Raw genomic sequence first — 23,588 nt, forward strand, 5'->3', positions numbered from 1 at the left:
CACCACCTGCAACCTGGGTACACCACGTATACCGCAGACCGTGAGGTCACTTCAGCGTTTTGTCGACATGCCCACAGAACGACAAGTCAAACACATCTCACGCAACTCCCCACGGCGGCACGGCGTCTCCTCCACCGGTACATGCGTTCGTCGCCGGTCCGGACACCACGAAGGCCCGGATCCCAAGAGGATCCGGGCCTTCGATTGCAGTAGCGGGGACAGGATTTGAACCTGCGACCTCTGGGTTATGAGCCCAGCGAGCTACCGAGCTGCTCCACCCCGCGCCGTTGCCTGTCAACAGTACCACGGCGCGGGGCGGACTTGATCACCCACTGGGACTGCTGCCGGGGCTGCCGCTCGGACCGGGGCTCGGGCTGCTGCTCGCGGCCGTGCCGCCGCCCTTGCCGTTCGCCTTCGTCTGCGCGTCCTCGGCCCGTTTCAGCGCGTCCCGCAGATCGTCCTGGGCCTTGCCGTACGCGGTCCAGTCGCCCTTCTTCAGTGCCTCCTGGCCCGCCTCGAAGGCCTTCTGGGCGTCGTCGAGCGCGGCTTGGACCGTCGGGTTCCCGGACGTCGGCGGTGTGGTCGTCCCGGTGTCCGAGGAGCCCGTGCCCGAACCGTCCGAGCCGAACACCTTGTTGAGCGCCTCGTCCAGGGTGTCCTCGAAGGCGGTCCTGCCCTCGAAGGTGACCAACACTTTCCGCAGCAACGGGTACTTGACGCCGGCGCCGCGTACGTACACCGGCTCCGCGTACAGCAGCCCCCCGTCCAGTGGCACGGTCAGCAGATTGCCGTACTCGACCTCCGAGTCGCCGCCCTTGAGGAGCTTGATCGCGGCGGCGATCTCCTGTTCGGAGTTGAACTTGCTCTGGACCTGTTTGGGTCCGTCGACGGTCGTACCGGTCGGCAGTTTCAGGATTCTGATCTTGCCGTAGTCCTGCGAACCGGCCTCGGAGTCGACCGACATGAAAGCGCTGAGGTTGTTCCGCCCGTTGGGGGTGAACGTCGTGGACAGGGAGAACGCCTGCCCGCTCTGGTCCGGCATCTTCATGCTCAGGTAGTACGGCGGCACCGCGTTGCCCGACTTGTTGGTCGGGTCGTCGGGCACCTGCCACACCTCGCTGCCGGTCAGGAAGGTCTGGGCGTCCGTCACGTGGTAGCGGGTGAGCAGTTCGCGCTGGACCTTGAACAGGTCCTGCGGGTATCGGAGATGGTCCAGCAGGTCCTTCGAGATGGCGCTCTTCGGCTGCACCGTGCCGGGGAAGGCCTTCATCCAGGTCTTCAGCACCGGGTCCGCGGTGTCCCACTGGTAGAGCTTGACCGCGCCGGTGTACGCGTCGACGGTCGCCTTCACCGAGTTGCGGATGTAGTTGACCTGGTTCTGCTGGGCGACCACCGCGCGCGAGTTGTTGGCCGCGGTCAGCGAGTCGGCGGTGGTGTCACCGAGCGTCGTACGGGAGGCGTACGGGTAGCCGTTCGACGTGGTGTAGGCGTCGACGATCCACTGGATGCGGTGGTCCACGACCGCCGGGTAGGCGTCGCCGTCGATGGTGAGCCAGGGCGCGACCGCCTCGACGCGCTCCTTGGGCGTGCGGTTGTACAGGATCCGCGAACCGTCTCCGATCGCACCGGAGTAGAGGATCTGCGGCTCGTTGAACGCCACCGCGTACGCGGCCCGGTTGATCGCGCTGGAGAGACTGACCCCGCTCTTGCCCGCGTAGCTGGTGGTCTTCTCACCGCTGTCGTCGGAGTAGTCGATCTCCTTCTGGGGACCGCCGACGATCGAGTACGTGGTCGTCTTCTCGCCGTAGTAGACCCTCTGCTGGTACGTGCCGAGGTCGCCGGTGGACGGCAGGTCGGACTCGGTGAAGACCGGCTGCCCCTGGCCGTCGGCCTCGGTGCCCTTGGCGGCGACGACTCCGTAACCGTGGGTGTAGCGGAAGTGGTCGTTGATCCAGTTGTTCTTGGGAATGCCGTCGAGGTTCAGCTCGCGCAGACCGATGACGGTGTCCTGGACCTTGCCGTCCTTGGTGTAGCGGTCCACGTCCAGGTTGGTGGGGAACGCGTAGTAGTTCCACATCTGCTGGGCCTGCTGGAACGTCGGCGAGACGATGTTCGGGTCCATGATCCGGATGCTCGCCGTCGAGTCGACGTCGTCCCGGAGCCTGGTCTTGTCCGTGGTGGTGCTCTTGCCCGTGTACTCGGTGACCTTCGTGTCGTCGATGCCGTAGGCCTCGCGGGTCGCCTTGAGGTTCTTCTGGACGTACGGGGCTTCCTTGGCCTGCTCGTTGGGCTGGACCTGGAACTTCTGGACGATCGCCGGGTAGAGGCCGCCGATGAGGATCGCGGACAGGACCATCAGACCGAAGCCGATCACGGGCAGCTGCCAGGTCCGCCGCCACAGCGTGGCGAAGAACAGCAGCGCGCAGATCACGGCGATGCAGAACAGGATGGTCTTGGCCGGCAGATACGCGTTCGCGTCGACGTACCTGAGGCCCGTCCAGTTGTCGGTGGCCTTGAAGTCGCTGGACTTGACGGCCAGTCCGTACCGGTCCAGCCAGTACGCGACCGCCTTGAGCGCGACGAAGATGCCGAGCAGCACCGAGAGGTGACCGGTCGCGGCACCGGTGGCGCGGGCGCCGGGGCTGGTGACGCGCAGCCCGCCGTACAGGTAGTGGGTGAGCGCGGCGGCGATCAGGGAGAGGATCGCGGTGGCGAAGCCGAAGCCCAGCAGGAACCGGTACCAGGGCAGGTCGAAGGCGTAGAAGGAGACGTCGAGGTGGAACTGCGGGTCCTTCTGGTGGAAGGGCACGCCGTTGACCCACATCAGCCAGGTGCGCCACTGCCCGGCCGCGGACGCGCCGGCGATCAGCCCGACCAGCGCGGTGACCGCGAGCAGCAGCCACCTCTTGTACGGCGCGATGCCCATCCGGTAGCGGTCGAGGCTCTGCTGCTCCGTCGACATGGCGCTCAGCGGCGGCCGCAGCCGGTGCGCGAGCCAGACGTTGAAGCCCACCGCGGCGGCCATCAGGAGACCGAAGACGAAGAACAGCCCGATCTTGGTCCACAGGGTGGTGGTGAACACCGAGGAGTAGTGCACCGACCGGTACCAGAGCCAGTTCGTCCAGAAGCCCGCGAACATGCTGAACGCCATGCCGAGCACGGCGAGGACGCCCAGAGTCAGGAGCAGGGTCCGAACGCGCCGGGACGGACGTCCCGCCGCTCTGATCCGTGGCCCCGTCGGGCCTCCGCCGCGGTCCGGCATCTGGAAAGCCAAGGTGCGCACCTCGAAGTCGCTGTTGAGTCTGCTTCTGCCGTCAGGCCCGGGTGTTCGTGGGCCTTCCGTGGTCCCCCGTGATCTCGAGGCCACACCTATGCAACTTACTCACGGTTTACTCGGTTCCCGATTCCGGCCATGAACGAGGCAGGATTGTGACCATGTCCAACACTCCCATGGCAGGGAACCCGCTCACCCGGGCCGTACTCGAGATCGACGAGTACGCCTCCGGCCTCGGCTGGGACCAGCCCGCCCGCCTCTTCGCCCTCGTCGACACCGTCCGGCTGCGCTCGCAGGAACCGGCACTCGCCGCCCAGCTCGGTCTGGAGGACGAGTCGGCGACCACCGGTCTCACCCCGATCGAGCAGGACGAGGTGCCGACGGACAAGGCGCTGGACGACTTCCTGGGCACCATCGCCTGGCCGGACGCGGTGGTCGGCTGCGCGCTCACCGTGGAGCGCCTGATGCTGCCGCCGTCCGCCGAGTCCCAGGTGCCGGAGGGCATGAGCGGGGCCAAGCTGACCAAGTGGGTGGCGAACCACCCCGACCGTCAGGAGGTCCGGATGACCGTCGCCGTCCTGCGCGACGGCAGCCGGGAATCGGCCGTGCGGCTGCGCGAGAAGGACTCGCCGACGGAGGTCCTCACCGGCCCCGACCTGATCCCGGGCCTGGCGGAAGCTCTGAAGGCGACGTTCGAGGACTGAGGCCCTCGCCCACGGCTGCCCGGGGTGCCCCCCGTCCGGGGGCACCCCGGGCAGCCGTGTTTCTCAGCCCTTGGTGGTGCACTTCGGCAGGGCGCCGGTGTCTCCGTCGCGGATGTCCTTGAGGGCGCCGAGGGCGTCGTCCATGGTCTTGACCTTGACCAGGGTGAGCCCGCTCGGGGTGTCCTTGGCGGCCTCGGCGCAGTTGTCGGCCGGAGTCAGGAAGTACTGCGCGCCCTTGCTGCGGGCCCCGATGGTCTTCATGGAGATGCCGCCGATCGGGCCGACCGTGCCGTCGTCGTCGATCGTGCCGGTGCCGGCGACGAACTTGCCGCCGGTGAGGCTGCCCGGGGTCAGCTTGTCGTAGATGCCGAGCGAGAACATGAGTCCGGCGCTGGGGCCGCCGACGTCGGCGAGCTTGATGTCGATGGAGAACGGGAAGGTGTGATCGGTTCCGGCGGAGATCCCGACGATGGCGCGCTTCTCCCCGGTGTCGTCGGAGGTGGTCGTGGTGACGGTGACCTTCGCGGTGGTGGTGGCCGTCTTGTTCGCCTTCTCGGCGGCGGCCTGCTCCTTGGCCGGTACGACGGTGAAGACGACGTCCTGGCCGGGCTTGTGCCGGGTGACCAGCTTGGCGACGTCGGAGGGCTGCTTGACCGCGGTGCCGTCCACGGACTTGATCACGTCACCGGCGTGCAGCTTGCCCTCGGCCGGAGAGCCCTTGAGGACCGTGGAGACGATCACCCAGGACCGCACCGGGATGCCGAGTTGCTTCAGGGCGGCGACCTTGGCGCTCTCCTGGGACTGGCTGAACTCCTCGGCGTTCTCTTGGGTGGACTGCTGTTCCGTCTTGCCGTCCGGGTAGAGCGTGTCGTGGGGCACGACCTTGCTGTCGTGCGAGAGCCAGCCGTAGACCGCCTCGACCAGGTTCATCTTGTAGTCGGCGCTGGTGACCCGGACCGTGGTCATGTTCAGGTGCCCGGAGGTGGGATAGGTCTTGTGCCCGGAGACCTGCAGCACCGGCTCGCCGTCGTGGTCCCCGAGCGTGTTCACGGTCGGCCCGGGGGACATCTCCGAGTAGGGCACGTTGATGAGCACTCCCGCGCACAGGAGCGCGATCAGCATCAGGGTGGAGGCGAGCATCGTCGCGGTGCGGCGTGGCATGGAAAGACAGTACGGGACGCGTCTGTCAGCGCACCGTCAGGGCCGTCCGTCGCACACGTCCCGGCCGAGTCTCAGCCGCCGGAGTGGGACCGCTCCATGGCCTCGCGGAACCGGGCGTACCCGTCGAGCTCGGGGCCGTCGCTGCGGGCCTTTCTCGTCCGGTTGGCCCAGCTGCCCCACAGCGCGGCACCGACCGCCGCCACCAGCGGAATCAGCAACCAGACGAGCGCCGCCATGCCGACCTCCTACCCCACGACCGTCCGCGACTGACTGATCAACAGATTAATCGCCCGCACTGACAACGCTCACGCGAGGGGTACGGTTACGCAACCGGAGTGTCGGCGTGCGCCCTTCAGCAGGCCCCGACCCATTCCTCCGTGCCGTCGGAGAACTTCTGGTGCTTCCAGATGGGCACCTCGTGCTTGAGGTCGTCGATCAGCTTCCGGCAGGCTTCGAATGCCTCCCCCCGGTGCGGGCACGACACACCGACGACCACGGCGAGATCACCCACCCGCAGGTCCCCCACCCGGTGCACGGCGGCCAGCGCCCGCACCGGATACTCGGCGACGACCTTCTCGGCGACCCGCCGCATCTCGCTCTCCGCGCTGGGGTGGCACGAATACCCGAGCGCGTCGACGTCGGCGCCCCCGTCGTGGTTCCGCACGGTCCCCACGAACAGCGCGACACCGCCGGCCGCGTCGTCCCCGAGGGCCGCGAAGACCTCGTCCACGGAGAGCGCGCTCTCGCGGATCGCGATCAGCCGGACGGGATCGTCGCCACCCAGCTCACCGGGGTGATCATTCACAGCAGCCATGCCTCCATGGTGCCGCACGCCCGCGACCACACGGAATACGATCAACACCCGTCACGCGCGCGTGGCCGTTCGGAGACTCCTACAGCGCTGCCCTCCCGGTGGCGCTGCTCTCCCGGTGCGGGGACGGAAGGCGTCAGATGCGGCGCCGGGCCTTCCGGGCGCGTCGCACCACGGCCGCAGCACCCAGCAGCGCGACCGTGGCTCCCGCGGCACCCGCGGCCGTCGCGTCCTTGCGCCCGAGCCGCCGCCCGACGACGGTGTGCCGCCCGGCCACCTCCTCCAGCAGCTCGGCGAGCACCTCCTCGTTCGTCCAGCGGGGGCGCCACCCGGCGTCGTGCAGCCGGCTCCCGCTGACCACCCAGGGATACATCGTGTAGGCGAGGTCCCCGGCCGGGGACGGCGTCAGCCCGATCCGGTGCAGCCGGGCCGCGGCGCCGAGCGCGACCGCCGACGGCAGTTCCATCCGCCGGATCCCGCTCAGCTCCTCGACCTCCTCCTGTTCCAGCCACCCGTCGCAGCCGACGGCGAGTTCCCCGTCGACCTTCTCCAGGACGGCGTACTCCAGGGCGCTGCACAGATCCTCGACATGGCAGAACTGCCAGGCGGGCCGGGAACCGGCGACGACAAGGAGGCGCGGCGACTCGAAATACCTGGTCAGAGCGGTGTCGGTGCCACCCACGAGCACCGCGGGGCGTACCACGGTGACATTGAGGCCGGGATGCGCGCGCGGCGCCCGGCGCGCGAGCCGCTCGATCTCCAGCAGGTCGCCCACGCCCGTGGCCTCGGCGGTCGCCCGCAGCTCCGCGTCCTCCGACAACGGCAACTCGTTCTCCGGAAGCGCTCCGTAGACCATCGCGGAGGTGCACAGCACCACGCGGTGCACCCCGGCCGCGGCCGCCGCCGTGAGCACGGTCTGCGTGCCGCGCACGTTGTAGGCCGTACGCGCCGCCGGATCCGTCTCCAGATCCAGGTCGAGCGCGAGGTGCACCACCACGTCGGCCCCGCGCAGCTTGTCCGCGATGGCCGGATCCCGCACGTCGAGGATGTGCCACTGGGCGTCCGCGCACTCCCCGCGCCGCTCGTCGATGGCGATGACCTGCTTGATCTCCTCCGACGCGGCCAGCCGCTCGGTGAGCAGCGCGCCGACCCCGGTCGCGGCGCCGGTGACGGCGACGACGGGCCCGCGCACGACGGGAGGGGTTGACGGGTTTCGCGCTGCGCGAACCTGCGGATCTGGGGAACTCACCGGGCGTCTCCAGCGGTTGTCTTCAGTACGGGCGCGAGTGACGCGCCCGTACCAGGTGCCATCCATCCTGCCGCAGGCCGACTGTCGGCGAAGCACCGAGGCCCGATCGGGTCGGGGTGTCTACGCTGGGTGGTGTTGTCGGGCAGCCGCGCCGCCGGAGAGAACCGGTGGCCTTACCAGCCGAGGATTCCCGTGAGTGACACCCCATTCGGTTTCGGCCTTCCGCCGGAGGAGCCGGAAGACGGCGACGAGGGCAAGAAGAAGGACCAGCAGAGCGGTGGTGGGCAGGGACCGGCCAACCCGTTCGGTTACGGTACGCCCGGCGCCGGCGGCTTCGGCGGCCCCGGCGCCGACAATCCGTTCGCTGCGATGTTCGGCTCGCTGAACCCCACCGACCTGGGCGCGGCCTTCCAGCAGCTGGGCCAGATGCTCTCGTACGAGGGCGGACCGGTGAACTGGGACATGGCCAAGCAGATCGCCCGCCAGACGGTCTCCCAGGGGACGTCGGACGGCGTCAAGGACGCGAGCGTCGGTCCCGCCGAGCGCACCGCCGTGGCGGAGGCCGTGCGGCTGGCCGACCTGTGGCTGGACGACGCGACGTCGCTGCCGTCCGGGTCGGGCTCGGCGGTGGCCTGGTCACGCGCGGAGTGGGTCGAGGCGACGCTGCCCGCCTGGCAGGAGCTGGTCGACCCGGTCGCCGAGCGGGTCGGCGCCGCGATGGGCGACGTCCTGCCGGAGGAGATGCAGGCCATGGCGGGCCCGCTCATCGGCATGATGCGTTCGATGGGCGGCGCGATGTTCGGCACCCAGATCGGGCAGGCCGTCGGGGTGCTCGCGGGTGAGGTCGTCGGTTCGACCGACATCGGCCTGCCGCTGAACCCGCCGGGCAAGGCCGCCCTGCTGCCGGTGAACATCGAGGCCTTCGGCAAGGACCTCGGTGTGCCCAAGGAGGAGGTGCGGCTGTATCTCGCGCTGCGCGAGGCGGCCCACCAGCGCCTGTTCGCGCACGTGCCGTGGCTGCGCTCACACCTGTTCGGCGCAGTCGACGGTTACGCGCGCGGGATCAAGGTCGACACGGCCAAGCTGGAGGACGTGGTCGGCCAGTTCGACCCGCAGAACCCGGAGCAGCTGCAGGACGCCCTTCAGCAGGGCATGTTCCAGCCGGAGGACACCCCCGAGCAGAAGGCGGCCCTGGCCCGTCTGGAGACGGCTCTGGCGCTCGTGGAGGGCTGGGTCGACGCGGTGGTCCACGCGGCCGCGAAGCCGCGCCTGTCGTCCGCGGACGCGCTGCGCGAGACGCTGCGCCGGCGCCGGGCCACGGGCGGTCCCGCGGAGCAGACCTTCGCCACGCTGATCGGCCTGGAGCTGCGCCCGCGCCGGCTGCGCGACGCCTCCCGGCTGTGGGCCTCCCTCACGGACGCCCGCGGTGTCGACGGGCGGGACGCACTGTGGGCGCACCCGGACATGCTGCCGACGGCGTCCGACCTGGACGACCCGGACGGCTTCGTGCACCGCGAGCAGCTGGACTTCTCGGAGCTGGACAAGATGCTCGGCGAGGCGGCGGAGAAGCCCGACCTGCGCAAGAAGGACGACCGGGCAGAGGGCGACGACACCGAGTGAGCCTGTACGACGACGCGGTCCTCGTCCTCAAGGGGTACGAGGGCCAGGAAGAGCTGCGCCAGGCCTATCTGGATCATCTCGCCGCCCATCCGGACGGCTTGTGGAAGGCCTGTCACGCGGGCCATGTGACGGCGAGCACGCTGGTGATCGACCCCGAGCACGGCCGGGTGCTGCTGACCCTGCACAAGAAGCTGGGGATGTGGCTGCAGATGGGCGGCCACTGCGAGCCTGGCGACGCCACGCTCGCGGAGGCGGCCCTGCGGGAGGCGGCGGAGGAGTCCGGGATCGCCGGCCTGACACTGCTGCCGGGCGGACCGGTGCGGCTGGACCGGCATCCGATCCCCGCGCCGTGCCACTGGCACTTCGACGTCCAGTACGCGGCCCTCGCCCCGCGCGGCGCGGCCCACGCGATCAGCGACGAGTCCCTCGACCTGCGCTGGTTCGCCTATGCCGAGGTTCCGGAGGTCGCCGACGACTCGGTCGTACAGCTGCTGGCAGGAACCCGCGCACGGCTCTGACGGGTGAGGGGCGCTCGCCACGGCGGGCGCCCCTCACTTCGGGGTGTCAGCGCGGGTCAGCTCCAGACGTTGCCCTGGTTCATCCCGCGCGCTCCCTGCTGGCCCATACCGAACTGCGCGGCGAGGCCCTGGCCGATCTGGGCGTTCTGCGGCGGCAGCAGCTCACTCGGCTGGACCAACGCGAAGCCACTTCCCATGAAGCTCAGCTCCCAGCCCTCGCCGGTGCTGCCGCGGCGCCGCCAGACGCCCGAGGAATGCGTCTGGGCCTGCATCTGGACCCGTAGTCCGGTGGACCAGGCCACGATGGCGTCGGCGTCGCAGTTGACGTACTTGTCGGGCGTGACCTGCATCAGCAGCGGGGCACCGGAGGTCATCAGGGCGACCTTGCCGCGCCCGGTGATGTTCAGCTGGTACTTCCCGGACCCGGAGATGCCGTAGAGGCTGTCGACGGCGACGACCTCGTGGTGCAGCGAGGAATCCATGGCGAGGACGTAGCCGCTGTCCACGGTCAGTCCGTCCGGCTCGACGTCCAGGACGTGGATGTGCTGGGCGAGGTTGGCGAAGTAGACCGTGCCCTGCCCGTGGCAGCGCATCAGGTCCAGGCCCTCGCCGGTGTACGCACGCGCGCGTGCTTGCTGGTTGTTCGTGTACTCGGCGTCGAACTCGACGAGTCCCTGGTAGGCGACCATCGTGCCCTTGCGGGCGAGGACGTCGTCGTGGCCCTCCAGGACGACCCGCAGCATCTGCTTGTTCTGCAGGCTGTAGCGGTCCCGGGCCTGGGAGTCGTTGAAGGCGAAAAGCGGGCTCTGCATGGTTTCCTGACTCCCCCTCAGCCCCGGAACCGGAGGCGGTCGGTGCTGTCCTCGCTGGGCTGGACGACGACGATGCCCTGGCCGGAGAAGGCCATCTGGTAGGCCTCGCCGCTGCCCCGGCCGATCAGCGACTGCGCCTTGAAGCTGCGCTTGCCCTTCACCTTGAGATTCGGCGACCAGGCGACCAGCGCGTCCGGGTCGACGTACGTCTCGTCCTCGCCGCCGCCGCAGTCGACGACGATGGGCTTGCCCCGGGAGGTCAGCGCGACCCAGCCCTGTCCGGAGATCCTGGTGTTCCACAGGCCCTGCCCGGCGAACTTCGCCAGCCCCTTCACTCGCTCCACGCCCCAGGTGAGGTGGGCGTCGAACGCGAGCAGGTTGGTGGCGTTGACGGAGATGCCGTCGCCGTCGAGGTTGATGACGACGACGTTCGCGCCGTAGTCGGCGAGGTAGAGAAGGCCGTCCCCGGAACACTTCATCAGCGGGGCGCCCTCGCCGGTGACCCAGTCCCGGGCGATCTGGCGCACGGCCGGCGGGTTGGGCTCGTACTGGACGAAGCCCTCGTAGGCGACCATCGACCCCACGCGCGCGAGGAGGTCGTTCCCGGTCTGCATGGCGACCTTGAGCATGTGGTCGCCGTGGTTCTCCATACGGGCGGTGACGGGTGCGGGGGCGTAGCCCGCGAGCGGCTGGTTCATGACGGGCTCCCTCAGACCTCGTACGGCTGGACGACGATGAAGTTGCCGGGCGCACCCCGGAACTGCAGGTTGACGCTCTCACCGGTGTCGCCCGGGTAGGCGTTGCGGCGCATCCGGACCTGGCTGGAGACGATCACCTGGGAGGCCGCCGACCAGGCGACCACCGCGTTGCAGTCGGCGAACGTCGTGGGGGTCACCGGCAGCACGACGGGTGTGCCGTGGGTCTTGACGACGATCGTGCCGGTGCCCTGGAACTGCATCGTGAACAGCGCGCCGCCGGGAATGCCGTGTCCCTCGATGCGGCGGACCTCGTGCTGGAGACTCTCGTCGAAGGCGAGGACGCTCTCGGCGGAGACGCAGATCGCGTCGCCCTGGAGCTCGATCGGGTGCAGATGGGCGGAGTTCTCGGCGAAGAACACCTGTCCCTGGCCGGTGCAGCGCATCAGCTGCATCTCCTGGCCGGTGGCGTTGCCCACGATCCGGCCGGCGAATCCGGCGCCCTTGTAGCTGAAGTCGACCTTGCCCTGGTAGAGGACCATGCTGCCCTGCCGGGCCAGCACCGGCTGGCCGTCCATGCCGAGGTCGGCGCGGATGAGCTTGCTGTTCTGCGGGGTCCAGCGCTGCCCGGTGGGCGTCTCCTTGAACTTCTGGAGTGCGGCGCCCACCCCGGCACCACCCTGGGGAGAGCCCTGCGGGACCCCGTAGGTCTGTTGGCCGGGGACCTGTCCGAACGGCGGCTGCTGACCGTAGCCGGGCGGCGGGGGCGGGGCCTGCGCGTAGCCGGGCGGCGGGGCGGGGGCCTGCGGGGGTGCCGGGGGCTGGCCGTAGCCGGGCGGTGGCACGGGAGCGCCCGGGGCGGCCGGCCGGCCGTAGGGCGACGGCGCCGGGGAGGGGGGCGGCACGGTGCCGGGCGGGGTCATCGGCGCGATGAGGGTGGGCGCGGCGTGCACGTTCGGGGCGGACGTGGGACCGGGGGCCGGGGGCGGGGTGAAGCCCTGGGGCGCGGGGGCCGGGGCGGGGGCCGGGGATGCGGGGGCGGGCGGGGCGGCGAACGCGGGCGGCGCGAAGCCCGGCGCGGACGCCTGCGGCTGCTGCGGCGCCGGCGCGGCGGGCGCCTCCTCCTCCAGTACCTCGCCGCCGAAGTTCTTCAGCAACGCCTCGAGACCGCCGTCGAAGCCCTGGCCGACGGCGGCGAAGCGCCACACGTCCTTCAGGTAGAAGTCACCGAGCATGACGGCGCGTTCGGTGGAGAACTCCGAGCCGGTGAAGGAGTACCTGGCCACCTCCTCCCCGCCCGCGACGATACGGAGGTACCCGGGGGCGACCTGCGACATCTGCCCGGCGCCGTCGATGGTCGCCGTGAACGACAGCTTCTGGATCTGCTGCGGGATCCTGTCCAGCGTGATCCGGAAGGACTCCGTGTCGCCCGCCTGCGCGCCGAGCAGCTGGATGGACTCCTCGGGGGACTTCGGCTGGTTGAAGAAGACGAAGTAGCGGTCGTCCGAGAGCCGTTCGTCGGCATCGAGGCCGAAGCAGCTGATGTCGAACGTCAGACCGGGCCCGGAGATCTGCACCCCTACGTACAGGTCCGTGCCGGCCGTGAGGTCACTGATCCTGGCCTTGTGGCCGCGTTGGAATTCCCTGGGCATGCGTTACGACCGTCCCCCATCCCGAATGCGAGTGCGTCGCGCCAGGCTAACGGCTGACTCGGACATCGGACGAAGTCGGTACAGACCCGGTACACAACCGCGCTCAGCGGGCCTCGGGGACACCGCCGGGGCGCGTCACTCGTCACTCACGCCGGGCACCGGCGGCAGCCGGTCGGCGGCGACCACCCCTTCGAGGTAGCCCCGGGCCCGCTCGGTGCGCGGATACGCCTCCAGGAGCCGCCAGAAGCGGGGGCCGTGCCCGGGCACCAGCAGATGCGCCAGCTCATGGCAGAGCACGTAGTCGACGACGTACTCGGGCATGCCCTGGAGCCGGTGCGAGAGCCGGATGCTGCCCTCGGCCGGGGTGCAGGAACCCCAGCGGGTGTTCTGGTTGGTGACCCAGCGCACCGACGCGGGACGGGCCCGGCCGTCGAAGTACTGGTCCGACAGCCGCTGGGCGCGCTCGGCGAGTTCGGCGTCGCCCAGCACCCGCCTGCTCTCCTGGGCGGCGAGTTTGTTGAGCATGACGGTCACCCAGCGTTTCTCCTCCGCCTCGGACATCCGGGCAGGGATCAGCACGACGGTGCGATCGCCCTCGCGGTACGCGGAAACGGTCCGGCGGCGCCGGGCGCTCCTGCGCACCTCGATCGCGCTCACCCCCGGGCCGCCGGGCGGCTGGCTCGTCGTGCTGCGCTGTGGCTTTCCGGCGCGGTGCAGTGGGTCGGCGGGCACGCCCCGACGTTACCCGCTGCACACGCGGGAAGTCCCGGGTCCAGGACGGTTCGGCTCCGATCCCCCACCATGCGTCTGATTTGTACGACGAATACCCACCGCCTGTGGACAACTTTCGGCGCCCGCCGAGCGGGCCGGGCATGCTGGCACTCGTCGGCGGAGCGTGACCGGCTGTGCCGACGGACGGGGATGTTCCATGACCGTGCGACGACCATTCGAAAGCTACGGGGGCCTGTCATGCATCCGTTGGTGAAGCCCGCGCTCCGGCGCGGCTGGCGCGATCTCAACACCGTGCAGTTCGGAATGACTCCGGCGCACGCCATGACCCTCGGGCCGATGGACCTGGCGACCGGGAGCTTCCTGGACCTGCTCGACGGGGCCCGGGGCCTCGCCCTGTTGCGCGAGGAGGGGCGTCGCATGGACCTGCCGGACGGACATGTCGACACACTGGTGGAGCGGCTGTCCCGGGCCGGACTCGTCGACGACGCGCGCGGCGGCGGGCCTTCGGCGCAGGCGCTGCGGGAGAAGAAGGAGGTGCTGGACCGGCTGGGTCCGGACCTGGCGTCGCTCTCCCTGACCACCGCGGAGCCGGGCGGCGCGATCGGCAGGCTGGCGGCCCGGCGGGCGCTGCGCGTGCAGGTCCGCGGCGCGGGCCGGGTGGGTGTCACGCTGGCCGCGCTGCTGTCGGGCGCGGGCGTCGGCGAGGTCGACGTGCGGGACGTGGGCCGCGTCCAGCCGTGGGACGTGGCGCCCGGCGGGCTGCCCGCGGATTCGGTCGGTGACCGGCGCACCGAGGCCGCCCGCGCAGTGGTGCGCCGGGCGGCCCCGGACCGGCCGCCGCGCCGTCCGGGTCCGGCCGCGGAGGAGCCCGGGCTGGCACTGGTGATCATCGCCCCGCGCGACGACGTCCTGGTGCACGCCCCCTGCGCCCGCGCCGCCGAACCGCTGATGACCTCGGGGACGCCCCACCTCTACACCGGTGTCGCCGAGGGGACGGGCAGCGTCGGCCCGCTCGTCCTGCCCGGCGGGACCGGCTGCGCCCGTTGTCTGCACGAGCACCGCACGGACCGGGACCCGGCCTGGCCGCGTCTGGTCGCCCAGTGGGGATCCGGGCAGGCCAGACGCGTGGGGGCCTGTGATCTGACACTGGCGGCAGCCGTGGCCGGGCTGGCCGCCGCGCACGCCCTGGCCTTCCTCGACGGCGAGTCGCCGTCCGGTACGGGGGTGCGCTGGGAGGCGTCCTTGCCGGCTCTGCACTGGCACGCGCGGCCCGTGTGGCCGCACCCCTCGTGCCCGTGCGGAGCGGCGGAGAAAGCTGAGGGAGAACACCCCTCAACCAACGGCACCGGGCACGAGACAATGGTGGTGCAACGGCCGTCGGCGGAGCGACGACAAGCGGCAGACGCGGCGCGGCCGACAGGGACTTGGAGGGCGCATGTCTGATCTTCCCCGCAAGGCGGTCACCCGGACCGCCAAGCTCGCCGCGCTCCCGCTCGGCTTCGCCGGCCGCGCGACCTGGGGTCTGGGCAAGCGCATCGTCGGCGAGTCGGCGGAGATCGTCGGCCGCGAGCTGCAACAGCGCACGGCGGAGCAACTCTTCAAGGTGCTCGGAGAGTTGAAGGGCGGGGCGATGAAGTTCGGACAGGCCCTGTCGGTCTTCGAGTCCGCCCTGCCGGAGGAGGTCGCGGGCCCCTACCGGGCGGCCCTCACCAAACTCCAGGACGCCGCGCCCCCGATGCCGACCCGCACCGTGCACTCGGTGCTGGCCGAGCGGCTCGGGGCGGACTGGCGAGAGCTGTTCCTGGAGTTCGAGGACAAGCCCGCGGCGGCCGCCTCGATCGGCCAGGTGCACCGGGCGGTGTGGCACGACGGCCGGGTGGTCGCGGTGAAGGTGCAGTACCCGGGAGCCGGTGAGGCACTCCTGTCCGACCTGGGGCAACTGAGCCGTTTCGCCCGGCTCCTGGGTCCCCTGATCCCCGGCATGGACATCAAGCCGCTGATCGCCGAGCTGCGCGACCGGGTCTCCGAGGAGCTGGACTATGCCCTGGAGGCGCAGGCCCAGGCGGCGCACGCCGAGGAGTTCGAGGACGATCCCGACGTGGTGGTCCCCGCGGTGGTGCACCAGTGCGACCAGGTGCTGGTCACGGAGTGGATCGACGGGATACCGCTCTCCGAGGTCATCTCGGGCGGCACCCAGGAGCAGCGCGACCGGGCCGGTCAGCTGCTGGCCCGCTTCCTGTTCTCGGGCCCGGCCCGCACCGGCCTGCTGCACGCCGACCCGCACCCGGGCAATTTCCGCCTGCTGCCCGGTGGGCCGGGGGACGAGGAGGAGTGGCGCCTCGGAGTGCTGGACTTCGGCACGGTCGACCGCCTCGTGGGCGGGCTGCCCGCCCCGATCGGCGACTCCCTGCGGATGACGCTGGACGGTGACGCCGAGGCGGTCTACGAACTACTGCGCAGGGAGGGGTTCGTCAGGGAGTCCATAGAGCTGGACCCGGATGCCGTCCTGGACTACCTGCTGCCGATCATCGAGCCGGCCCAGGCCGACGAGTTCACCTTCACCCGCAACTGGATGCGCAGCCAGGCCGCCCGCATCGCCGACCCCCGCAACCCGGCCTACCAACTGGGCAAACAGCTCAATCTGCCGCCTGCCTACCTCCTGATCCACCGGGTGACGCTGAGCACCATCGGCGTGCTGTGCCAGCTCGGCGCGACGGTACGGCTGCGGGACGAACTGGAGGCCTGGCTGCCGGGGTTCGTGCCCGAGGAGATCGAGGCGGTCGAGGAAGCCGAGGCGTAGCCGGGAGGGGGGCCTGTCCGGGCCGGGAAGCCGGTGGTCACCACCAGGACGAGTCGAGCCGGCCCTCGATGGCTCTGAGGTTCTCCCTGGAGCAGGTGTCGCAGAAGAACCGGCGGACGCCGTCCTCCACGGAACAGGTCCAGGTGGTGGGCTGGAGGCCGTCGGCGACCGGGATGCCGCAGCGGGCGCACCCGAGTGGGTGGCGCGCCACGGTGGAGCCGCCGTGATCACTGCCTCCGCGAAGACTTGTCACCCGGCGACGATAACCCCGCCGTGCGCCGATCCCCGGGTAACGCACCGCGGGGGCCGGTCCGTTCGGTCGGACCGGCCCCCGCGGGAGAGCTTTCGCCCCCCTCGGCCGGGGAGCCACCGCTTCAGGTGTTCGGGATCACTGCATCACGGCGATGGCGAGCGCACGCCGGGCACGCCGCGAGGCGCGCTCCGCCCTGCGCTGCATCCGGCGAGCGGTCGCCAGGCGCACGGCCTGGCGTTCCCGCTCGGCCTCCTGCAGTCGCTCGCGCATATGCGCACGAGCCAAGGCTTCTGGGATGAGTTGCATCTCTCGGGTCCTGTTCTGACGCGAGCCGGTGGCAGCACCGGCAGTGGTGAAGTCTGGGGTCGCGGAGCCTGCGGGCTCGCTGGTGGACGGCTTCATCGGGGCCTGCTTCTTGGGGTCGTGCGTGAGGGGGCGGTCGATCGTTCCGAGGATGTTCATGCCGTGACCGGGTTCTTGCGCGGGCGGCCACGCGGCCGCTTGCGGGCGACGACGACACCCTGGACGAACAGCTCGCCACCCCACACGCCCCAGGGCTCACGCCGCTCCTTGGCACCGGCGAGGCAGGCCTCGATCAGCGGGCAGGTCCGGCAGAGGGACTTGGCGTACTCGACGTCCGCCGGCGACTCGGCGAAGAAGACCTCCGGGTCGTAGGAGCGGCAGGGGACGGGCACGCCGAGGTTCTCGATGGCGTCGTCGAGCGCGGTGAGCGCGGTGAGCGGGATCAAGGTGGAGTCCTCCGTGAGGCCGGGCGGGGGGATCGTTTCGGAAGGCGGTACGGACGGGGCGTGCGCTTCGAGTTGCACGGATGTTCTTCCTCGTCTGGTCGTTCCGGTCGGTGGACCGGTTGGCGGCTGGTACCGGGTTCTGCTCTTGCCCCGAGGCCCCTTCGCGCCGCTCTCCCCGTTCGGGGAAAACAGAAGGGCCGCGGATCCCGGATGGGGTTCCGCGGCCCTGAAGGCGCCGGCCTGATCGATCAGGCTGGATCACTCCAGGGTTCTGGCCCACGGAAGGCCCACATCAGGTGGTGCTGCGTCGTCTGCTTCCGGTCTTCGGCACCGGCTGCCGTAAAGGCATAGGCCTTGGCCCGTGCCACTACTGCTTCCAGTGCCTCGGTCGGTCGCTCGTTGCCCTCACGGACGGGAAGACCCGCGAGAGAGACAACGGAGGACGCCGGACGCACGGCGGAGATGCCGGACAGACCGGTGCCCAGGTTCGAGACGCCGAGCATGCACACGGAGACGGCCGAGAGATCGGTCATTTTGGCCGCGCTGATGGTGGTCTTGATGCTGATCACTGGACTCGCCTCCTCTCGGCGTCTAGGGGACTGGGGTGAACCAGCCCACTCGGATATGCAAGTACAACACGGAACCGGGCCTTCGAGAAGGCCGCCGCTTCCGTGCTTAGAACCTATGGGGATTGCTGGCGCATGCGCAAACTATTTTTTCGACGAGTTGGCGTCAGTCGTCGGCAACTGCTCCGCCAGACTGCCGACCTGCGCAGATGGCCAGAACATCGGCACCGTAACGGTTGAGCTTGCGCGTGCCGACGCCGGGGATGCGAGCCAGTTCGCGATCGTCCTCGGGAGCGCTCTCCGCGATGGCCATCAGCGTCCGGTCGGTGAAGACGCAGAAGGCGGGCTGGCCGCTGAGCCGCGCCTGGTCCGCGCGCCAGTCACGGAGCCGTTCGTAGAGACCCTCGTCCATGTCGGACGGGCAGCCGTCGCAGCGCATCAGCTTCATCTCGCCCGCGTCGGTCAGCGTGCGTCCGCAGACCCGGCAGCGGGCCGGGGTGCGCTGGGTACGCCGGGGTGCGGCGACGGGGCCGCCGCCGAAGCCGCGTTCGACTCCCCCGCCGCCGGTGCCCGTGCCGCGGCCGACGGTGGCGGTGGAGCCCGGACGCAGGCCGTCCAGGAAGTGGCTGGGCCTGCGGTTGGGTCTGCCGCCGGGGCTGCGGGAGAGGGACCAGGAGACGTGGAGCCGTTCCCTGGCTCGGGTCACGCCGACGTAGAGGAGACGACGTTCCTCCTCGATCTGCTCGTCGGTCTTCGCATAGGTGATCGGCATCATGCCCTCGGCGACACCGACCAGGAAGACGACGTCCCACTCCAGGCCCTTCGCCGAGTGCAGGGAGGCGAGCGTGACGCCCTGGACGGTCGGGGCGTGCTGGGCGCCCGCACGCTCGTCGAGTTCGGCGACGAAGTCGGCGAGGGTGGCGGCGGGCCGGGCGGCGGTGACGTCGTGGGCGAGGTTGACCAGGGCGGCCAGCGACTCCCAGCGCTCCCGGACGGCGCCGGAGCCGGCCGGGGGCTCGGTGGTCCAGCCCTCGCCGGAGAGGACCGCCCGCACCTGGGAGGGCAGGTCCACGGCGGCGTCGAGCAGCGCGTCGTTGCCGCCGAAACGGGCCGCGGCGCGCAGTGCGGCGCCCGCCTTGCGCACCTCGGGCCGGTCGAAGAACCGCTCGGCGCCGCGCAGCTGGTAGGACACCCCGGCGTCGGCGAGGGCCTGCTCGTAGATCTCGGACTGGGAGTTCGTCCGGAACAGGACGGCGATCTCGGCGGCCGGGACGCCGGCGTCCATGAGCTCCCTGATGCGGCGGGCCGCGCCCTCCGCCTCGGCGGGTTCGTCGGCGTACTCGGTGTAGACGGGCTCGGGTCCCGCGGGGCGCTGGGAGACCAGCTCCAGCCGGTGGTCGGCGGCCCGGCCGCTGGCCTGGGCCAGCAGACCGTTGGCGAGGTGGACCACCTGAGGGGTGGAGCGGTAGTCGCGGACCAGCTTGACGACGGTGGCCCCCGGGTGGCGGGTGCGGAAGTCGAGCAGATGGTCGGGAGTTGCTCCTGTGAACGAGTAGATGGTCTGGCTGGCGTCGCCGACGACACACAGGCTCTCGCGCTCGCCCAGCCACAGCTCCAGCAGCCGCTGCTGGAGGGGGCTGACGTCCTGGTACTCGTCGACGACGAAGTGCTGGTACTGGGCGCGCACCTGCTCGGCGATGTCCTGCCGGTCCTGCAGGATGCCGACCGTCAGCAGCAGCACGTCCTCGAAGTCGATGACCGCGCGGTCGCGCTTGAGGTCCTCGTAGACGGAGTAGAGCTGGGCGATCTCGGCCGGGTCGCGCGGGGTCTCCCGGCCGGCCTTCAGGGCGGCGAGCGGGTAGTCGGCGGGGACGGTCTGGGTGACCTTGGACCACTCGATCTCGGCGGTCACGTCCCGCAGCTCGCCCCGGTCGAGCCGGATGCGGCAGGCGGCGGCCGCGTCGGCGACGAGCTGGACCTTGCGGTCGACGAGCCGGGGCAGCGAGCCACCGATCGCTTTCGGCCAGAAGAACTGGAGCTGGCGCAGCGCGGCCGAGTGGAAGGTGCGGGCCTGCACCCCCTGCGCGCCGAGCTGGCGCAGCCGGCCGCGCATCTCCCCGGCGGCGCGGTTGGTGAAGGTGACGGCGAGCACGCTGGACGGCTGGAGGATGCCGGCCCGCACCCCGTAGGCGATCCGGTGGGTGATCGCGCGCGTCTTGCCGGTGCCGGCTCCGGCCAGCACGCACACCGGACCGTGCAGAGCGGTCGCGACCTCGCGCTGCTCGGGGTCGAGCCCTTCGAGCACCGCGTCGGCAGAGTCCGGTACCGGCGGGAAGAGGGAGGAGTGCGTTGCTGCTGTCACACAGCCATGCTGCCAGGTCGCCCGAGACGGCCGTGCCGGTTGTCCACAGGCGGCCACCCGCGGTCGTACTGATGCGGCGGGCGCAGGGGCGGGCCGGTGTTGCGGGGACGGCGGGCGGGAACGGCGGACCGCAATGGCGGGTGGGAATGGCGGGTGGGTCGCATACGTTCCTTCTCTGGACGACCATCCCGAGCTGCCAGAAGGAGCACGAGCGAGATGCAGGGCACTGTGACGATGTACAGCACGACGTGGTGCGGTTACTGCCGTCGGCTGAAGAGCCAGATGGACCGCGAGGGCATCGCGTACACCGAGATCAACATCGAGCAGGACCCGGAGTCGGCCGCGTTCGTCGAGAAGGCGAATGGCGGAAACCAGACGGTGCCGACCGTGCTCTTCGGCGACGGTTCCACGCTGACGAACCCTTCGCTGGCCCAGGTGAAGCAGAAGATCGGCGCGTAGATCTTCCGGCGAGGCGGCCCCTGACCCGGTCAGGGGCCGCCTTCGCGTGTTCAGGTCGGCTTGTCCCACGTCAGGGTGTAGCGCCACAGCAGCCGGCGCCGGTATCGGCGGCCCGGCAGCAGGTGGGCGGTGGCCCGCCGGACCTCCCGCCAGTTCATGATCGGATCTGCCACGGGCATGCCGGCCGGGCTCCGCTCGCCGCCGTGCCGACGCGCCGCCAGCAGGTTCACGGGGACCGCGCAGGCGCTGATCAACCGGTCCAGGAGGGTGCGGTCGTGCGCCAGTCCCACGACGACCAGTCGGCCGCCGGGGGCGAGCAGCCGCACCAGCCGGTCGATCGCGTCGTCGAAGGGGACGTGGTGGACGACGGCGACCGCGCTGACGAAGTCGTAGCCGCCCTCGTCGAGGAGGGAGCCGTCGCGGTAGTCGCCCTCCAGGAAGGTGATGTTCTGCGCCTCCCGCTTGCCGGCCAGCCGGATCATCTCCGCCGACCGGTCCACGCCGGTCACCGACTCCGCCCGGCTCGCCAGTCCGGCGGCCAGCAGACCGTCGCCGCAGCCGACGTCCAGGGCGGTGCGGCAACCGGCCGGTACCGCGTCCAGCACCACGGGGTGGTAGTGGACGTTGTGGTTCCAGTGGGTGTCGGTCGTCATCGTGTCCGCCGGCTCAGACGAAGCTCCTCGTCGGCAGCGGCTTGCCGTACCACATCTCGATCAGGCGCGCCGCGATGGAGATGCCGTAGGGCGGCAGGACCTCGCCGGAGTCGAAGGCGGCGCCCAGTTCGTCGCGGGAGAACCAGCGGGCCTCATGGATCTCGTCACCGTCCACGTCGATCTCCGTGGAGGTGGCGCGGGCCATGAAGCCGAGCATGAGGCTGGACGGGAACGGCCAGGGCTGGCTGGCGACGTACTCGACCGGGCCGACGCTGACCCCGACCTCCTCGAAGACCTCACGGCGCACCGCCTGCTCGATGGACTCGCCGGGCTCGACGAACCCGGCGAGCGTGGAGAAGCGGCCCTCGGGCCAGTGGACCTGGCGGCCGAGCAGGAGGCGGTCGTCCTCGTCGGTGACGGCCATGATCACGGCGGGGTCGGTGCGCGGGTAGTGCTCGGCGCCGCAGGCGGGGCAGCGGCGGATGTGGCCGGCGGCGGCGATGGCCGTGCGCTCGCCGCAGCGGGAGCAGAAGCGGTGGGTGCGCTGCCAGTTCTCCAGGCCGACCGCGTGCACCATCAGGCCCGTGTCGCGCGGCGAGAGCAGCAGCCCGGCCTCGCGCAGTCCTGCTGGGCGCGCGGACTGGTCGATGCGGCCGGGCAGCGCGTCCTTCTGCAGGGCGAAGTAGCTGACGCCGTCCTCGTCGGTGCCCAGGAAGTAGCGGTGTGCCTCGGTGAGGGGTGCTTCGAAGGAGGGGGTCATGACGAGTTCGGTGCGGCCGTCGGGCGTCTCGTCGATGAGGACCTGACCGCCGGAGACCACGAAGCAGCGGGTGTCGGGGTGGCTCCACGCCGCCGCGAGCCAGGCCTCGTCGAGCCGGTGATGGGCGGCGCGGTCGATGCCGCTCGGGGCGGTGAGCGAGATGGGTCGGTCGGCGGTGTGGTCGGTCCAGGTGGTCACGGGTGCTTCCAACTCCCCCAGTGCAACGGATGTCTCAGCGGGTGGTTCAGCGGTACGAAGGGCGGGAGGGAACCGGATCGGGCGGGGCCGGGCGGGGCAGCCCTTCCAGTGTGCCCCGCGCGCGGTGCCGCTCCGGCCGGCGCCGGCGGCTCAGGGGTCACGGCGCCAGTTCTCCGCGAGGTCGTCCCAGAGGTAGGCGCTGGTCTCGACCCCCTTGAGGAGGAGGTCCAGCTCGACCTTCTCGTTGGGGGCGTGCCAGCCGTCGGAGGGGACGGAGATGCCCAGGAAGAGAACGGGTGCGCCGAGGACGTCCTGGAGGTCCGCCGCCGGCCCCGAGCCACCCGAACGGGTGAACCGGACCGGTCCCTCGAAGGCCCTTTCCATGGCTCGGGCCAGTGACTGGAGCCCCGGGTGGTCGAGAGGGGTCAGACAGGGGCGGGTGGCCGGCAGGAAGCTGATCTCGGCCCGGACACCGGCGGGGATCCGCTCCTCGGCCCAGGCGCGGACGATCTTCTCGATGTGGTCCGGGTCCTGCCCCGCGACCAGCCGGAACGACAGCTTCAGCAGAGCCGAGGACGGCACGATCGTCTTGCTCCCGGCGCCCTGGTAGCCGCCGCCGATGCCGTTGACCTCGGCGGTGGGGCGGGCCCAGACGCGCTCCAGGGTGGTGTAACCGGCCTCGCCCTCGGTGGCGTACGAATGCGCCTCGCGCAGCCAGCTCTCCTCGTCGAAGGGGAGCTCGGCCCACAGCTGCCGCTCGCGGTCGCTCAGCTCCACGACGCCGTCGTAGAAGCCGGGGATCGCCACGCGCGCGTGCTCGTCGTGCAGGGCGGCGACCAGGCGGGCGGCGACGGTGGCCGGGTTGGGCACGGCGCCGCCGAAGGCTCCGGAGTGGATGTCCTGGTCGGGGCCGTGCAGGACGATCTGGCACTCGGCGAGGCCGCGCATGCCGGTGCACACCGTGGGGGTGTCCTCGGACCACATGCCGGTGTCGGAGACGATCACGGCGTCGGCCGCGAGCCGCTCGGCGTGCTCCTCGACGAGTGCGCGGAAGTGCGGGGAGCCGGATTCCTCCTCGCCCTCGATCAGCAGTTTGAGGTTGACCGCGGGGGCGGTGCGGCCGGTGGCGGCGAGGTGGGCGCGGACGCCGAGTGTGTGGAAGAACACCTGGCCCTTGTCGTCGGCCGCCCCGCGCGCGTAGAGGCGGTTCTCCCGGACGACCGGCTCGAAGGGCTCGCTGTCCCAGCCGTCCTCTCGGGCCGCGGGCTGTACGTCGTGATGGCCGTAGACGAGGACGGTGGGCGCTTCGGGGTCGTCCGCGGGCCACTCGGCGAAGACGGCGGGGGCGCCCGGTGTCCGCCACACCTCGGCGGTCGGGAAGCCGGTCTCCGTCAGTTTGGCGGCGAGCCAGTCGGCACTGCGGCGCACATCGGGGCCGTGGTCGGGCTGGGCCGACACGGAGGGGATGCGCAGCCATTCGGCGAGGTCGTCGAGGAAGGCGGCGCGGTGCTGCTCGATGTACGTACGGACGGCACTGTCCGGGGTCTGGCTCATGGTCAC

At 70.9% G+C, this 23,588-nt stretch carries 23 protein-coding genes and 1 tRNA gene; 6 read left to right on the forward strand and 18 right to left on the reverse strand.

The genetic code is table 11. The features are described 5' to 3' along the window. Window positions 1-210: 210 nt before the first annotated feature. A tRNA-Met gene (locus tag ACZ3KP_RS08570) sits at window positions 211-284 on the reverse strand. 41 nt (window positions 285-325) lie between these two features. Then, on the reverse strand, window positions 326-3,262 hold the full coding sequence (locus tag ACZ3KP_RS08575; protein WP_467498071.1) for a UPF0182 family membrane protein: 2,937 nt from the start codon (window positions 3,260-3,262) through the stop codon (window positions 326-328). 173 nt (window positions 3,263-3,435) lie between these two features. Between ACZ3KP_RS08575 and ACZ3KP_RS08580 the strand changes: the two genes are divergently transcribed. After that, a complete protein-coding gene (locus ACZ3KP_RS08580) occupies window positions 3,436-3,978 on the forward strand; it encodes a PPA1309 family protein (protein ID WP_358981428.1) in 543 nt (180 codons plus the stop codon). Window positions 3,979-4,041: 63 nt separating this feature from the next. Here ACZ3KP_RS08580 and ACZ3KP_RS08585 read toward each other — a convergent pair whose 3' ends face one another. The 4 genes from ACZ3KP_RS08585 to ACZ3KP_RS08600 all read right to left on the reverse strand — a co-directional run bounded on the left by ACZ3KP_RS08585 (window position 4,042) and on the right by ACZ3KP_RS08600 (window position 7,199). Beyond that, window positions 4,042-5,139 carry a YlbL family protein gene (locus tag ACZ3KP_RS08585; RefSeq protein ID WP_467497540.1) on the reverse strand — a complete coding sequence of 366 codons (1,098 nt, stop codon included), beginning with the start codon at window positions 5,137-5,139 and terminating at the stop codon, window positions 4,042-4,044. A 71-nt stretch (window positions 5,140-5,210) separates the two neighbouring features. Next, a complete protein-coding gene (locus tag ACZ3KP_RS08590) occupies window positions 5,211-5,375 on the reverse strand; it encodes a hypothetical protein (RefSeq protein WP_358981426.1) in 165 nt (54 codons plus the stop codon). Window positions 5,376-5,491: 116 nt separating this feature from the next. Beyond that, on the reverse strand, window positions 5,492-5,953 hold the full coding sequence (locus tag ACZ3KP_RS08595; RefSeq protein WP_360560989.1) for a molybdenum cofactor biosynthesis protein MoaE: 462 nt from the start codon (window positions 5,951-5,953) through the stop codon (window positions 5,492-5,494). Window positions 5,954-6,086: 133 nt separating this feature from the next. Continuing rightward, window positions 6,087-7,199, reverse strand: coding sequence for an SDR family oxidoreductase (locus tag ACZ3KP_RS08600; RefSeq protein ID WP_467497543.1), 1,113 nt, complete (start codon window positions 7,197-7,199; stop codon window positions 6,087-6,089). Window positions 7,200-7,391: 192 nt separating this feature from the next. On the opposite strand from ACZ3KP_RS08600, the gene ACZ3KP_RS08605 reads away from it, so the two are divergent. Then, window positions 7,392-8,819, forward strand: a complete 1,428-nt coding sequence (locus ACZ3KP_RS08605; RefSeq protein WP_467497545.1) for a zinc-dependent metalloprotease — start codon at window positions 7,392-7,394, stop codon at window positions 8,817-8,819. Then, the gene (locus ACZ3KP_RS08610) at window positions 8,816-9,337 is read left to right on the forward strand and encodes an NUDIX hydrolase (RefSeq protein ID WP_467497547.1); all 522 of its coding nucleotides are present in this window, start codon (window positions 8,816-8,818) and stop codon (window positions 9,335-9,337) included. The genes ACZ3KP_RS08605 and ACZ3KP_RS08610 overlap by 4 nt, the downstream gene beginning before the upstream one ends. Window positions 9,338-9,393: 56 nt before the next feature. On the opposite strand, the gene ACZ3KP_RS08615 is transcribed toward ACZ3KP_RS08610, so the two are convergent. The 4 genes from ACZ3KP_RS08615 to ACZ3KP_RS08630 form a co-directional block, all read right to left on the reverse strand. Beyond that, the gene (locus ACZ3KP_RS08615) at window positions 9,394-10,149 is read right to left on the reverse strand and encodes an AIM24 family protein (RefSeq protein WP_467497549.1); all 756 of its coding nucleotides are present in this window, start codon (window positions 10,147-10,149) and stop codon (window positions 9,394-9,396) included. Between the two features lie 17 nt (window positions 10,150-10,166). Continuing rightward, the gene (locus ACZ3KP_RS08620) at window positions 10,167-10,847 is read right to left on the reverse strand and encodes an AIM24 family protein (RefSeq protein ID WP_365706319.1); all 681 of its coding nucleotides are present in this window, start codon (window positions 10,845-10,847) and stop codon (window positions 10,167-10,169) included. 11 nt (window positions 10,848-10,858) lie between these two features. Then, window positions 10,859-12,496, reverse strand: a complete 1,638-nt coding sequence (locus ACZ3KP_RS08625; RefSeq protein ID WP_467497552.1) for a TerD family protein — start codon at window positions 12,494-12,496, stop codon at window positions 10,859-10,861. 135 nt (window positions 12,497-12,631) lie between these two features. Further along, on the reverse strand, window positions 12,632-13,228 hold the full coding sequence (locus ACZ3KP_RS08630; protein ID WP_358981418.1) for a M48 metallopeptidase family protein: 597 nt from the start codon (window positions 13,226-13,228) through the stop codon (window positions 12,632-12,634). 237 nt (window positions 13,229-13,465) lie between these two features. On the opposite strand from ACZ3KP_RS08630, the gene ACZ3KP_RS08635 reads away from it, so the two are divergent. Next, window positions 13,466-14,671, forward strand: coding sequence for a TOMM precursor leader peptide-binding protein (locus tag ACZ3KP_RS08635; protein WP_467497554.1), 1,206 nt, complete (start codon window positions 13,466-13,468; stop codon window positions 14,669-14,671). Continuing rightward, entirely contained in the window at window positions 14,664-16,028 is a 1,365-nt protein-coding gene (locus tag ACZ3KP_RS08640; RefSeq protein WP_467497556.1) for an ABC1 kinase family protein, read from the forward strand. The genes ACZ3KP_RS08635 and ACZ3KP_RS08640 overlap by 8 nt, the downstream gene beginning before the upstream one ends. A gap of 37 nt (window positions 16,029-16,065) precedes the next feature. On the opposite strand, the gene ACZ3KP_RS08645 is transcribed toward ACZ3KP_RS08640, so the two are convergent. The 5 genes from ACZ3KP_RS08645 to ACZ3KP_RS08665 all read right to left on the reverse strand — a co-directional run bounded on the left by ACZ3KP_RS08645 (window position 16,066) and on the right by ACZ3KP_RS08665 (window position 19,958). Continuing rightward, window positions 16,066-16,281, reverse strand: coding sequence for a hypothetical protein (locus tag ACZ3KP_RS08645; RefSeq protein ID WP_360561001.1), 216 nt, complete (start codon window positions 16,279-16,281; stop codon window positions 16,066-16,068). Between the two features lie 135 nt (window positions 16,282-16,416). Then, on the reverse strand, window positions 16,417-16,743 hold the full coding sequence (locus ACZ3KP_RS08650; protein WP_132888743.1) for a hypothetical protein: 327 nt from the start codon (window positions 16,741-16,743) through the stop codon (window positions 16,417-16,419). Continuing rightward, window positions 16,740-17,108 carry a WhiB family transcriptional regulator gene (locus tag ACZ3KP_RS08655; protein ID WP_010984500.1) on the reverse strand — a complete coding sequence of 123 codons (369 nt, stop codon included), beginning with the start codon at window positions 17,106-17,108 and terminating at the stop codon, window positions 16,740-16,742. The genes ACZ3KP_RS08650 and ACZ3KP_RS08655 overlap by 4 nt, the downstream gene beginning before the upstream one ends. 170 nt (window positions 17,109-17,278) lie before the next feature. Beyond that, complete coding sequence (locus ACZ3KP_RS08660) at window positions 17,279-17,563, reverse strand: hypothetical protein (protein WP_467498073.1); 285 nt, start codon at window positions 17,561-17,563, stop codon at window positions 17,279-17,281. Between the two features lie 199 nt (window positions 17,564-17,762). Then, the gene (locus ACZ3KP_RS08665) at window positions 17,763-19,958 is read right to left on the reverse strand and encodes an ATP-dependent DNA helicase UvrD2 (protein WP_467497559.1); all 2,196 of its coding nucleotides are present in this window, start codon (window positions 19,956-19,958) and stop codon (window positions 17,763-17,765) included. 216 nt (window positions 19,959-20,174) lie between these two features. On the opposite strand from ACZ3KP_RS08665, the gene ACZ3KP_RS08670 reads away from it, so the two are divergent. Further along, window positions 20,175-20,417 carry a mycoredoxin gene (locus tag ACZ3KP_RS08670; RefSeq protein ID WP_046730473.1) on the forward strand — a complete coding sequence of 81 codons (243 nt, stop codon included), beginning with the start codon at window positions 20,175-20,177 and terminating at the stop codon, window positions 20,415-20,417. A gap of 50 nt (window positions 20,418-20,467) precedes the next feature. Here the strand turns inward: ACZ3KP_RS08670 and ACZ3KP_RS08675 are convergent, their stop codons facing one another. The 3 genes from ACZ3KP_RS08675 to ACZ3KP_RS08685 all read right to left on the reverse strand — a co-directional run bounded on the left by ACZ3KP_RS08675 (window position 20,468) and on the right by ACZ3KP_RS08685 (window position 23,582). Next, the gene (locus ACZ3KP_RS08675; RefSeq protein WP_467497561.1) at window positions 20,468-21,070 is read right to left on the reverse strand and encodes a class I SAM-dependent methyltransferase; all 603 of its coding nucleotides are present in this window, start codon (window positions 21,068-21,070) and stop codon (window positions 20,468-20,470) included. 13 nt (window positions 21,071-21,083) lie between these two features. Next, the gene (nudC, locus tag ACZ3KP_RS08680; protein ID WP_467497563.1) at window positions 21,084-22,028 is read right to left on the reverse strand and encodes an NAD(+) diphosphatase; all 945 of its coding nucleotides are present in this window, start codon (window positions 22,026-22,028) and stop codon (window positions 21,084-21,086) included. 150 nt (window positions 22,029-22,178) lie between these two features. Beyond that, window positions 22,179-23,582: a dipeptidase gene (locus ACZ3KP_RS08685; RefSeq protein ID WP_467497565.1), complete on the reverse strand. Its 1,404-nt coding sequence runs from the start codon at window positions 23,580-23,582 to the stop codon at window positions 22,179-22,181. Window positions 23,583-23,588: the final 6 nt, after the last annotated feature.

The sequence above is a fragment of the Streptomyces sp. NPDC020958 genome, assembly GCF_055562175.1.

What these genes read in the sequence shown, in the direction of transcription:
- ACZ3KP_RS08575 (WP_467498071.1), bottom strand. Translation starts at nt 3,262, where the DNA reads ATGCCGGACCGCGGCGGAGGCCCGACGGGGCCACGGATCAGAGCGGCG.
- ACZ3KP_RS08580 (WP_358981428.1), top strand. Translation starts at nt 3,436, where the DNA reads ATGTCCAACACTCCCATGGCAGGGAACCCGCTCACCCGGGCCGTACTC.
- ACZ3KP_RS08585 (WP_467497540.1), bottom strand. Translation starts at nt 5,139, where the DNA reads ATGCCACGCCGCACCGCGACGATGCTCGCCTCCACCCTGATGCTGATC.
- ACZ3KP_RS08590 (WP_358981426.1), bottom strand. Translation starts at nt 5,375, where the DNA reads ATGGCGGCGCTCGTCTGGTTGCTGATTCCGCTGGTGGCGGCGGTCGGT.
- ACZ3KP_RS08595 (WP_360560989.1), bottom strand. Translation starts at nt 5,953, where the DNA reads ATGGCTGCTGTGAATGATCACCCCGGTGAGCTGGGTGGCGACGATCCC.
- ACZ3KP_RS08615 (WP_467497549.1), bottom strand. Translation starts at nt 10,149, where the DNA reads ATGCAGAGCCCGCTTTTCGCCTTCAACGACTCCCAGGCCCGGGACCGC.
- ACZ3KP_RS08620 (WP_365706319.1), bottom strand. Translation starts at nt 10,847, where the DNA reads ATGAACCAGCCGCTCGCGGGCTACGCCCCCGCACCCGTCACCGCCCGT.
- ACZ3KP_RS08625 (WP_467497552.1), bottom strand. Translation starts at nt 12,496, where the DNA reads ATGCCCAGGGAATTCCAACGCGGCCACAAGGCCAGGATCAGTGACCTC.
- ACZ3KP_RS08635 (WP_467497554.1), top strand. Translation starts at nt 13,466, where the DNA reads ATGCATCCGTTGGTGAAGCCCGCGCTCCGGCGCGGCTGGCGCGATCTC.
- ACZ3KP_RS08640 (WP_467497556.1), top strand. Translation starts at nt 14,664, where the DNA reads ATGTCTGATCTTCCCCGCAAGGCGGTCACCCGGACCGCCAAGCTCGCC.
- ACZ3KP_RS08650 (WP_132888743.1), bottom strand. Translation starts at nt 16,743, where the DNA reads ATGAACATCCTCGGAACGATCGACCGCCCCCTCACGCACGACCCCAAG.
- ACZ3KP_RS08660 (WP_467498073.1), bottom strand. Translation starts at nt 17,563, where the DNA reads ATGACCGATCTCTCGGCCGTCTCCGTGTGCATGCTCGGCGTCTCGAAC.
- ACZ3KP_RS08670 (WP_046730473.1), top strand. Translation starts at nt 20,175, where the DNA reads ATGCAGGGCACTGTGACGATGTACAGCACGACGTGGTGCGGTTACTGC.
- ACZ3KP_RS08675 (WP_467497561.1), bottom strand. Translation starts at nt 21,070, where the DNA reads ATGACGACCGACACCCACTGGAACCACAACGTCCACTACCACCCCGTG.
- ACZ3KP_RS08685 (WP_467497565.1), bottom strand. Translation starts at nt 23,582, where the DNA reads ATGAGCCAGACCCCGGACAGTGCCGTCCGTACGTACATCGAGCAGCAC.